9 protein-coding genes are annotated in these 10,249 nt (G+C 64.6%); 2 read left to right on the top strand and 7 right to left on the bottom strand.

Annotation, left to right across the window (positions count from 1 at the left end; all coding sequences use genetic code 11):
• Window positions 1-3: 3 nt before the first annotated feature.
• From LZC95_40135 to LZC95_40120, 4 genes are read right to left on the bottom strand one after another with little or no spacing between them, the layout of a single operon-like run.
• Window positions 4-360, bottom strand: coding sequence for a hypothetical protein (locus tag LZC95_40135; protein WXA92644.1), 357 nt, complete (start codon window positions 358-360; stop codon window positions 4-6).
• Between the two features lie 48 nt (window positions 361-408).
• Window positions 409-1,308 (bottom strand): DUF4097 domain-containing protein, encoded by a 900-nt coding sequence (locus LZC95_40130; protein WXA92643.1) that lies wholly within the window; start codon window positions 1,306-1,308, stop codon window positions 409-411.
• Window positions 1,308-1,982: a zf-HC2 domain-containing protein gene (locus LZC95_40125; GenBank protein WXA92642.1), complete on the bottom strand. Its 675-nt coding sequence runs from the start codon at window positions 1,980-1,982 to the stop codon at window positions 1,308-1,310. Before LZC95_40125 ends, LZC95_40130 begins: the two co-directional genes overlap by 1 nt.
• Entirely contained in the window at window positions 1,979-2,587 is a 609-nt protein-coding gene (locus LZC95_40120) for an RNA polymerase sigma factor (GenBank protein ID WXA92641.1), read from the bottom strand. Before LZC95_40120 ends, LZC95_40125 begins: the two co-directional genes overlap by 4 nt.
• A gap of 126 nt (window positions 2,588-2,713) precedes the next feature.
• Between LZC95_40120 and LZC95_40115 the strand changes: the two genes are divergently transcribed.
• Window positions 2,714-3,352, top strand: a complete 639-nt coding sequence (locus tag LZC95_40115; GenBank protein WXA92640.1) for a tRNA (guanine-N7)-methyltransferase — start codon at window positions 2,714-2,716, stop codon at window positions 3,350-3,352.
• Between the two features lie 14 nt (window positions 3,353-3,366).
• Here LZC95_40115 and speA read toward each other — a convergent pair whose 3' ends face one another.
• Together speA and LZC95_40105 are read right to left on the bottom strand one after the other, a co-directional pair.
• Window positions 3,367-5,295 carry a biosynthetic arginine decarboxylase gene (speA, locus tag LZC95_40110; GenBank protein WXB00262.1) on the bottom strand — a complete coding sequence of 643 codons (1,929 nt, stop codon included), beginning with the start codon at window positions 5,293-5,295 and terminating at the stop codon, window positions 3,367-3,369.
• Window positions 5,296-5,540: 245 nt separating this feature from the next.
• Window positions 5,541-7,169: a protein kinase gene (locus tag LZC95_40105; GenBank protein ID WXA92639.1), complete on the bottom strand. Its 1,629-nt coding sequence runs from the start codon at window positions 7,167-7,169 to the stop codon at window positions 5,541-5,543.
• A gap of 928 nt (window positions 7,170-8,097) precedes the next feature.
• On the opposite strand from LZC95_40105, the gene LZC95_40100 reads away from it, so the two are divergent.
• Complete coding sequence (locus LZC95_40100; GenBank protein WXA92638.1) at window positions 8,098-9,231, top strand: hypothetical protein; 1,134 nt, start codon at window positions 8,098-8,100, stop codon at window positions 9,229-9,231.
• A 10-nt stretch (window positions 9,232-9,241) separates the two neighbouring features.
• On the opposite strand, the gene LZC95_40095 is transcribed toward LZC95_40100, so the two are convergent.
• Window positions 9,242-10,180, bottom strand: coding sequence for a DUF1003 domain-containing protein (locus tag LZC95_40095; protein WXA92637.1), 939 nt, complete (start codon window positions 10,178-10,180; stop codon window positions 9,242-9,244).
• Window positions 10,181-10,249: the final 69 nt, after the last annotated feature.

The following is a 10,249-nucleotide window of genomic DNA, read 5'->3' as shown; positions in this document are numbered from 1 at the left end:
GCATCACGAGCCGTCGTCGGCGGAAGCGCGCAGGGCGACCCCTCGGGGAACGTGCACCTCGACATCGCCCCCGCCGAGGTCCCGCGCGTAGACGATGACGGTGCGGCCGTGGCGCGCGATTTTCATCGCGCCGTCGGCTCCGCCGAGGGGATGGACGCGGACTTCGACCTCGTCACCGGGGGTGGAATGGACGTGCACTTCGCCGTTGCCCGCGCGAATGTCGACCACTTGCGCGCGGCCGCGCCAAGCTTGGGGCGGGCTTGGGGCGCTGCTGCGTGTTTCGAAGCTTCCGCCATGACACGTGGCCAGCGCCGCGAGCGCGGCGGTGACCGCTTTTATGTGTATAATCCACGTATTCATGGAAGATCTCTCCTGCACTGCCCCGGTTTGGTACCGCCGGGGTGGCTTCTATTTGCGAACGTCGATGGCGATGTCGCCGCTGAAGGTCTGAACGCGTACGGTCGATGCCCCCGTGCCGACTTTGAAGTCGAGCTGCTTGTCGCCCGTACGTACGCCGCCGAGTTGGCTGCGGATGGATCCGCTGTAGCTTCGAAGTTCGAAGCTGCTGCTGGTGGACGACGGCAAGACGAGCCGTACGTCTCCGCTGGTGCTGCGCGCCTCGAAGGAGGCTTGCGCGGCGAGCTGTCCATCGAACGAGATGTCGCTGGACGTGTTGTGGATGTCGACCCGCGCGAAGGAGCTCCCGCTCAGGGCCACGGAACCGCTCACGCTGTCGAGCGACGCGGTGCCTCGGACGCCGCGCACGCGGATTTCGCCGCTGAGCGTGCGTACGGTGGTTTGCGTGGTGTTGGCCTCGACTTTGACGTCGCCGCTCGCCGTGCGTGCGGCAATCGACTGCGGCGCGCCGGCGAGCTCGATGGCGCCCGAGATGGTGTCCACGCGCAGCGCACCGGTCACGTCGCGCACTTGCACGTCGCCGCTCGAGCTGCGTACCTCGACGGCGCTGGCCGCGGGCACGCGTACCTCGAGGGCACCGCCGCTGCTGGAGCGCACGGTGGTGCGATCGCCATTGACGCTGAATTGAATGCGCGGGGTCGAGCTCGACGTGTCTTTCACGCTGACCTCGGGCTTGGCCCAGCCGATGATGTTCAAGTTGGCACCGACGACATCGATGGTGACGGTGCCCTTCGGCGATGCTGCGCTCACGTGGAACGACGGCGCCGGAGCCGGCGGTGCAGGCGGCGCAGGCGGTGCTGCCGGAGGGGGCGGCGGCGCGGGCTGCGCATGCACGGACGCAGCCCCGCACGAGAGGCAAGCGAGCGATGCGATGAAAAGAAGCTTGTGCATTAGATCCTCGCCGTAAGATCGATAACGTCGGTCTCGACGCGGATCTTCTGCTGATAAAGGTCGGAGAGTTGCGATTTCAAATCGAGATCGTCCGGGCTGTTCTCGAGCGTGGTGCGCACGGTAACGATGGCGGTGTCGATGGTTCGGAGGTTTTCCTCCACGCTGCGTGCGGTGGCCTCGGGCAGGGCGTGTTTGCCCTTCGCAAAATCCGCCTCCAGGGTGGCGAGTGCTGCGAGGTAGGGGGCTTCCTCCGGGAGATTCTCCGGAATCGACGGGCGCGCAGGCGGCGGGGAAGGAGGAGAAGGAGGAGCCGGCACGCTTGCCACCGTCTGTTGCGGCGGCATCTTCGTCGCGGGGCGCGACGCCACGATGGCCAGTGCAGCGGCTGCCGCCAGCGCGAATCCTCCCGCGGCGATGCGCCATCGAGCATGTCCTTTGAGAACGCGCGGCCCCTCGATGCGTGACTCGATGGCGCGCCATACTTCGGGCGCCGGCTCGATGGCGCGCGGCAGAGCACCCACGCGCGCGGCGAGGGCGCGTTCTTCCTCGAGAAAAGCGCTGCAGCGCGTGCACGTGCGGGCGTGTTCTTCGAGCGCGCGTGCCGGTTCGGGTGCGAGCTCGCCATCGGCCAGCGCTTGGAGCTCCAGCTCCGTGATGTCGCAGGGTGTGCTCATCGGAGCACCTCCTTCAAGAGGGTGCGGGCCCGGTGCAGGTGGGCCTTCGAGGTGCCCTCGGCAATGCCGAGGAGCTCACCGATTTCCTGGTGCTGATAGCCCTCCACGTCGTGCAGCACGAAGACGGTGCGCGGCCCTTCGGGAAGGCGCGCGAGTGCGCGCTCCAAATCGAGGGCCGCGTCGTCGTGACGTGGCGTGGAAGGCGATTCCAAGACGGCATCGTTGGCCGTAGAAAAGATGCGCCGCGTTCGGCGCGCGGTGGCCCGTCGGTCTTCGAGGACGACGTTCACGGTGACGTGACGCAGCCACGTGGCAAAAGCACTTTCACCGCGGAAGCTGCGCAGCTTCTCCCAGGCGCGCACGAAGGCGTCCTGCGTGAGCTGCTCGGCGTGCGCCCTGTCGGCGACGAGTCGCAGACAGAGTGCGTGCACGCGCCCGACGTGGCTGCGATAAAGCTGCTCGAAGGCGGCCACATCCCCGCGAAGCGCGGCATGCACCAATGGCTCGCCCGGGACGTCCTGTCCGGAGATCCCGCGCTCGCGCGGGGCGACCTTCTCCGCAGAGGCGGCAAAGAGAGTCCATCGGGGAAGGCCAAGCACGGTCATCGCGGATTCTGTGCCCTAGATGCCGGCCGCTCCCCAGGGGTTTAGAGAAATTCGTCGGCAGGGTTGAATATCTAGCGATCAGTCTGCTTGCGAACCGCTTTTGCTTCGGAGTAAGGCGTGGGCCCGATGTCCGAGCCCCGTCCCCCGCGCCCTCCGCGCCCGTATGCCGATGCTCCCCGCCTTCCCGAAGGCGACCATGTGGAGGCCAAATCCCTGGTGGCCGGCGAGTGGCTCGAGCTCGAAATCGGCCCCGGCCGTGGCGTCTTCGTCTTCGAGCGCGCCGCCGCCGTCCCCGGCGCGGGCCTCGTCGGGCTCGAGGTGCGCCGCAAGTGGGCCACCATCGTGGATCAGCGCCTCGCCAAAGCTGGACTTGGCCCGCGCGCGCGCATCTTCGCCGAGGACGCGCGCCACGCTCTCCCGCGGCTCGTGCCCAGCGGCGCCTTCCGTCGCGTGTTCCTGCACTTCCCCGATCCATGGTGGAAGAAGCGCCACGCGAAGCGCCTGGTGGTCCAGGGCGACGTCGTCGGCGAAATCGCGCGCGTTCTCGAACCGAACGGGGAGCTCTTCGTTCAGACCGACGTCGAAGAGCGCGCCGTGCAGTACGAAGCGCAGATCCGCGCGTGCCCGCTCCTCGTCCCCTTCGGCGACACCGAGGGCAGCCCGCTCCTCGCCGAGAACCCCTACAACGCGCAAAGCCCGCGTGAAAAGCGGGCCATCGCGGACGGTTTGCCGATTCACCGACTTCGCTTCAAGCGCGTCGGCTAGCGGGGTTTCTGGGCTCAGCCGAAGCTGAGGTACGTCTGATCGGCCAGGCCGCGCTCGAAGTCGGCGAGCAGGCGCATGCCCTCGGTGGGGCGGAGGCGGTCCTGCTTGATCGCGGCGTCGACTTGGGACTTCAACTTGGCGACCATTTCGCGCGCTTCGTACTGCGTCATGCTGAGGACCTCGCGGATGCTGTTGCCCGCGATGGTTTCCTCCAGGTAGTAGCCGCAATCCTCGTCATCATCGAGGAAGACGTGCACTTCGTTGACGCGGCCGAACAAGTTGTGAATGTCGCCCATGATGTCCTGGTAGGCGCCGGTCAAGAAGACCCCCAGGTAGTACGGCTTGTCGTCGAGCGTGTGCAGCGGCAGCGTGTCGCGGACGTCGCTCAAGTCGATGAACTTCGACACCTTGCCGTCGGAGTCGCACGTGATGTCCACCAACGTGCTCTGCTGCGTCGGCCGCTCGTTCAAGCGGTGAATCGGCACGATGGGAAACAAGCCGCCCAGTGCCCAATGATCGAGCAGCGACTGGAACACGGAGAAGTTGCAAATGTGCTGGTCGACCAGCTGCTTGCCCAACTCGGTGATGTCGTCCGGCACCTCGCTCGTATCGAGCTGCGAGGCGAGCTTCTGCATCCGCTCGGCCGCCTGCCAGAAGAGCGTCTCCACCCGCGCCTTCACGTCCAGATTGAGCAGACCCAGATCGAACATCTTCTGGGACTCCTCCTTCACCTGGAGGATGTCGTGGCACGACTCGCCCAGGTTCTCCGTCGTCAGGTGCTCGAGGGTGTGAAGCAGGTTCTTCACCAGCTTGTGATCGTCGTGCGCTCCGTTGAGCGGGCCCGGCGTCACTTTCTCGATTTGCCCGAAGGCCTGGATGACCAACACCGAGTGGTGCGCCACCGTCGCACGGCCCGACTCCGACACGATGTCCGGGTGCGGAACCTTCTCGTCGTCGCACACGTCCATGATGTTGTAGACGATGTCCCGCGCGTACTCCTCGACCGAATAATTCATCGAGGAATGGAAGGTCGAACGCGAGCCGTCGTAGTCGATGGCCAGGCCGCCGCCCACGTCGATGTACTCGATGGGGTGCCCCATTTTGCGGAGCTTGGCGTAATGGCGGGCGGCTTCCCGCACGGCGCGCTTGATGATCAAGATGTCCGGGATCTGCGAGCCGACGTGGAAGTGAATCAGCTTGAAGGCGGACGTCTTGCCAGCCTGCCTCATCAGCTCCGTGGCCGCGAGGATCTCCGACGTGGACAAGCCGAACTTCGCATCCTCTCCGCCCGAGGTGGCCCAGCGCCCGGCGCCCTTGGTCGAGAGGCGCACGCGCAGTCCGATGAGTGGATCCACGTTCATCTCCGCCGCAATGCGCAAGATCGAGCGCACCTCGGAGAGCTTCTCGGCGATGAGGATGACCTTCTTGCCGAGCTTGCGGCCGATCATCGCCATGCGGATGTACGCATCGTCTTTGTAGCCGTTGCAGACGATGAGGGAGTCGTTGTCCGTGTGGACCGACAGTCCAGCGAATATCTCCGGCTTGGACCCAACCTCGATGCCGTGGTGGAACGACCGGCCGGCATCGAGGATCTCCTCCACGACCTCGCGCAGCTGGTTCACCTTGATGGGGAACACGCCGCGGTAGACGCCGCGGTACTTGTTCTCCGCGATGGCGGCCTGGAACGCGAGATTCAGGTTGCGCACACGGTGGTGCAACAGATCCTGAAACCGAATCAACAGTGGCGTGCGCAGGCCTTGCTCGCGCGCGTCGTTGACCACGTCGTGCAGGGCGATTTTTCGACCGCGCTCCTGCAGCGGCGCCACGGTCATGTTGCCGTCATCGTTGACGTCGAAGTAGCCGGCCCCCCATCGATCGATGAGGTACAGCTCCTTGGCGTCATCATTGGTCCAGGTGTCGGGCGGCGGGGACTCTCGCGACACGTCGTTCAATGGCTACTCCTCTTGGCGCCGGGGCTCTTCGCTCGCGCGCCCGCTACAATCCGGGGGGGGTTACTCACTGCCTCGCGCGGGGGCCGCCGATTGCAAGTCGCTTCAACTATTCGCGGTTACTACGCTACGCGGGCCAGCCGTTCAAGAACAGATTCGCGCTCCGGCGCAGCTTTTAATGTGTAACAAAGGCGTGGCAGCTCCGGGGAGAAGCGGCTTCGCGCCCCTTCGCGCTCTCTTCATAACTGGAAGCGGTGGCGTGCGGTGCCGGCGGGCGGAACGCGGACGTTGGCTGACTGGGCCTTGCCCTCCGCCGGCGTGCACGTGACCCGGTGAAATCCGGCGGCCAATTCGATGGAGGCCACGGGAGTGGGGCCAAAAGATTTTCCGTCGACGGAAACCTCGCACCAACCGCCCGCGGCAGCGACGTTGAGTTTGCCGGGGGCGCTCGCCCGCGCTGGCGCATGCTCCTGAGCAGTATGGAGAGGTGCCGAAGCCGCTGGACCCGCAACGCGCTGCGGCCCCGAGCCGGCCTGCACGTCCGGCGTATCCACGGCGGCCGCTCCGGGTGCTTCGGTCGGCTCGGGCATCGAGGGCGCGGCCAGTGCGGCGTTGTGCGGGAGAGGCTGCGGGACAGGCTGCTGGACGGACTGCGGCAGGGACGCGGTGGTCTCCGCGGGCCTAGCGCCCTTCGCGAAGAACGTCGTCCCGGATACGACGACCAGGGCCAAGGTGACGACGCCGGCAAAGGCCCATGGAAGAACGCGACCCGACGGCGCGACGGCATTCGTCACGGTGTGCGAGGCGGCGGGCGCACTGAGGTGCGCGCCGAAGTATTCCTTCTCGCTCGAGGGCAGGTCTCCGGCCTGCAGGTCTATCGCCTCGGCCAGCTGTTTGCCCTGAAGCAGCGCCTCTTTCTGCGAGACCAGCTTGTCGGCAAATAGCGAATGCATGAAATGCTGCAGCCCGATCGGGCTCACGATCATCTGCTCGCGCCGCACGAAGTCTTCCAGTGCGGCTTGCATCTCGCGGGCGGTGCGGAACCGGTCCTCACGATCGCGCGCGAGGGCGCGCATGACGATGGCCTCCAGCTCCGCGGGATAGTCCGGCACGATGTCCGACGGAAACGGGTACTCGCGCTCGCAGATCAACTTCAGCGTCTCGTACTCGCTCGAGGACTTGAAGAGGCGTTTTCCCGTGGTCAGCTCGAAGAGCATCACGCCAGCGGAGAAAATATCGCTCCGGGCGTCGATGTCCTCGCCCCGAGCCTGCTCGGGGGACATGTACGGGACCTTACCTTTGAGCTTGCCGCTCCTCGTGTCCGAACGAAGGCCACGATCGCTCTTGGCGATGCCGAAGTCGACGATTTTGATGTCGCCCGAGAACGTGACCACCACGTTTTGCGGCGAGATGTCGCGGTGCACGATGTTGAGTGCGGTGCCGTCGAAATCACGTTTCTCGTGGGCGTACGCTAGACCGGCGCAGACACCGAGCATCACGCTGAGTGCATGCTCCAGCGGAAGCTCGGTGTAGCCGGGGAGCGTCTTTCGCTTCATCTGGCGGGCGATGGACCGAATGTCCTCGCCGTGCACGTGCTCCATGGCGATGAAGTACGTGCCGTCGATCTGACCTACATCGAAGATCTGCACGATGTTCGGGTGCGACAGCGTGGCCGCGACCCGAGCCTCGTGCAGCAGCATTTCGATGAAGGCGCGATCTTGCTGCACCCTTGGAAGGATGCGCTTGATGACCACGAGCTTCTCGAAGCCCGCGACGCTGCGTTGCAAGGCGAGGAAAAGCTCCGCCATGCCACCCGTCGCGAGCTTGCGCAGAAGCGTGTACTTGCCGAAACGCTGTGGCAAGCCCACGGCTGCAGGATCTGAGGCCGCAGCGTCCGACGGAGCAGCGCGCCCAACCATCGCCGGGCGCCCGACGTCCTGAACCGATGGCGCCGGGCCACCAGATCCAGAGGTGGATGGCGGTGGCGGCGGCGCACCCGGGTCTTCGGGGGCTGGCTGCGGGGTGGTTTTCAACGTGTGTGGTCTCCTCGAGCCGGCGAGACAGCGGACACGAGCTTCAAAGCGACGCAAACGTTAATCTGCACCCACGCGGCGGTCAATTCACCCCCGGCGTAAATCTATCCTCCAGCTCTCTCTATTTTCCTGACTCTGCTGACGAGGTGTCAGCGTTCCGTTCAGGAAACTGGAGCTCATCGGAGGCACTTACTGAACGCCCTAGGCTCCCGCCCCCCAACCAGACCGGCTGGGCGCGGCGGGGCCCGTATGCGAAGTGTTCTCGTCAACGAATTGAGGCGAGTCGATCCTTACTTATCAGGCGAAGTTTCTTGAGACGTGTCGCCTGCTCTTGCTCCGTGGGGGTCATATGAAAACCCCTCCGCTCGAGCTTGTGAATTTGATGCTCGAGTTCACGCGTCTGTGCTTCCAAATCGCTCACGGAGCTCCGATCCATTCGCTTCATGGGTCCTCCTGGCGGTGATTCCAAAACGCTAAGACAATATAGCGCGACGTCAACCCAACGCCCGGCCGCGCCACCCGTCTTTCTGGCGAGCGGCCGTACCTTTTTTCAAGCTCCTTTCCGGTTAGCCGGACGTACTTGGGATGATGACCGCGCTCGCGCTTTGCGTCAGACTCACCATGTGTTCGTTGGGTTGACGCGGGGACCATGATTCGTATTCCCATGGAAAGACTGTCATTTTGGCGCTCGGCTTCGTGGCTGGGAGCGGTCGCGGTCGGATGTTTGCTTGGATGTGGCGCTCAGCCGTTGCGCCCTGCGCCCGTGGCGCCGACGCAGCCTCCGCCGCCGATTCGTGTGCCTACACAGATTGTGACCCCCACCCTCGATGGCTCCGAAAAAGAGCTTTTCGAGCGCGGTGAGCGCGCACTTCTCGGGCAACGTTGGCGAGAAGCGGCCGATATCTTCGAAACGCTGGTTCGACTTCCGCCGCAGGAGTCGTTGGCACCGTCCGTGCTGTTCGATCTGGCCAGCGCTTACGAAGGGCTCGAGGATCGCGAGCGGGCGCGCGATCGATTTCGCGAGGCGGCGCAGCGCTTTCCCCGCGACAAGGTGGCGCGGCCTGCGTGGCTGCGTGTGCTGTCGCTGGATGTGTACCTGGAACAGTGGAAGGATTTGGGCGACGCGGCGGAGGCGCTTCTCGCGCGCGAAGATCTCGACCCTGTCGACCGTATGACGGGGCTCGGAGCGCGCGGGCTTGCGCGCATCGAGGCGGGCGACGACGTGCGCGCGATGATCGACGTGCAAAACGGGCTCGATTTGGTGGAGGAGCATCGCTATGGCATGACCGGGCGCCTTCCGGTCGCGGCCTCGCAATTGCGATTTGCGCTCGGGGAAATCCGGCGTACGCGCTCGGAGCGAATTCAGTTCGTAAAGCCGTCGGCAAACGGCGAGCTTCCCACCGCGGCCGCCGTATCGCCGGATTTTCTGCCGAAGATGGAGGCGCGCTGCCAAGGCCTACTCGATGCGCAAGCCGCCTACGGCGACGCGATGCGTTCCGTCGATGCCCACTGGATTGCCATGAGCGGATACCGCGTGGGCGAGATGTACAAACGTCTCCACCGCGACTTGATGTCCATTCCGCCCACGTTGCTGACCAAGACGGACAAGCAGAAATCGATCTTCTACGCGATCATGCACCTTCGCTACCGCGTGCTCCTCGAGAAGGGGCTCGACATGACGAAGCGCACCTTGATCCTGGGCGAACAGCAGCTCGATTCTTCGGCGTGGGTTCGGCGTGCCGAGGAGATGAAGCGCGACATCGAGCAGGCCCTCGAAGAGGAAAAGGCTATATTTGCAACGTTTCCCTTCACCGAACAGGAGGTGCAGGGGGCGCTGGACATCCTGAAGAAGAAAGCCGAAAAACAGCGCCTGGCCCGCGAAAAGGCCAGCAAATAGGCAGGAAAGACTATTTCGCGCTGCGGGAACGGCTTTCGTTGGCGTCGGCCCATGGCGCGCCGGTTTGCTGCGGCGCGTTCTTGTTGGGCAGCTCGGCCCGCATCCGGTCGGTGCGGGCGAGGCGTTCCAGGTAATCGAGGCGCTTCAACGTTTCGCTGCGGAAGACGCTGAGATCGCGCATCAGGTTCTCGATGCCCACTTCGTTCTTCAAGTTGACGCGAAAGTCCGTTTCGGCCTGCTTGCGGTCTTTCAGCGTCTGCCGATTCTGGCTCATGACGATGAGCGGCCCCTGAAGGGCGACCAGAATGGCCAGGAACAAGTTGTAAAACTGGAACGGGTACTCATCGAACGGCTTGCCCGCGAAGGATGGCGAATTGAAGAACGCCCAGCCAAGCGAGAGGAAGAGCAAGAAGAGGATGAATGCCCAGCTTCCATTGAGCTCGGCGACTTTGTCGGCCAGGCGCTGGCCCCACGTGAGGTTGCCCTCGAATTCCTTCACGACGTCCTTCGCGGCGCGCTGACCGAGAAGCTCGTTGGTCTCACGCAGGCGCGCGGCCATGTCGCTCAGGATGGCGATGGCCGCATTTTTCGACTTCGTCAAATGATCGCTGAGGTCATCGCGGGTCAGCTCGAGGAGCGTGGCATCGACGGTGGCTTCCACACTGGCCGAGCGCGGCTTGTCGTCGAAGAGCGAAAGCTCGCCGAAGTACTCGCCGAAGCCCATGTCCTTCAGCACCACGCGCGGCGTTTCGGGGGACTCGGACGGGAGGAAGACCTGGACGCGGCCCGCCAGGACCACGTACATGCTGAACCCGCGTTCTCCCTTCGCGAAGACGGTTTTTCCCTGCTCGTAGTGGCGTTCCGTCATGCGCCCGGCCAATTCTTCGCGGTCCTCGTCGGAGAGCCCCTCGAAAAGCGGGATCTGGGCCAGGAGGTCGGCGTGGCGCATCGGACCCTAGCGTCGCCCAGTCCGCGAGGCCGGCGCAAGAGGTAGTATGGGATGTAATGCCTCAAGCAA

It is taken from the genome of Sorangiineae bacterium MSr12523 (genome assembly GCA_037157775.1).
Taxonomy (GTDB): Bacteria; Myxococcota_A; Polyangia; order Polyangiales; family Polyangiaceae; genus Pendulispora; species Pendulispora brunnea.
The sequence above is the reverse complement of the archived record's forward strand: the minus strand, read 5'-3'. Positions and strand labels throughout refer to the sequence as shown.

What these genes read in the sequence shown, in the direction of transcription:
- LZC95_40115 (WXA92640.1), top strand. Translation starts at nt 2,714, where the DNA reads ATGTCCGAGCCCCGTCCCCCGCGCCCTCCGCGCCCGTATGCCGATGCT.
- LZC95_40120 (WXA92641.1), bottom strand. Translation starts at nt 2,587, where the DNA reads ATGACCGTGCTTGGCCTTCCCCGATGGACTCTCTTTGCCGCCTCTGCG.
- LZC95_40125 (WXA92642.1), bottom strand. Translation starts at nt 1,982, where the DNA reads ATGAGCACACCCTGCGACATCACGGAGCTGGAGCTCCAAGCGCTGGCC.
- LZC95_40135 (WXA92644.1), bottom strand. Translation starts at nt 360, where the DNA reads ATGAATACGTGGATTATACACATAAAAGCGGTCACCGCCGCGCTCGCG.
- LZC95_40095 (WXA92637.1), bottom strand. Translation starts at nt 10,180, where the DNA reads ATGCGCCACGCCGACCTCCTGGCCCAGATCCCGCTTTTCGAGGGGCTC.
- LZC95_40130 (WXA92643.1), bottom strand. Translation starts at nt 1,308, where the DNA reads ATGCACAAGCTTCTTTTCATCGCATCGCTCGCTTGCCTCTCGTGCGGG.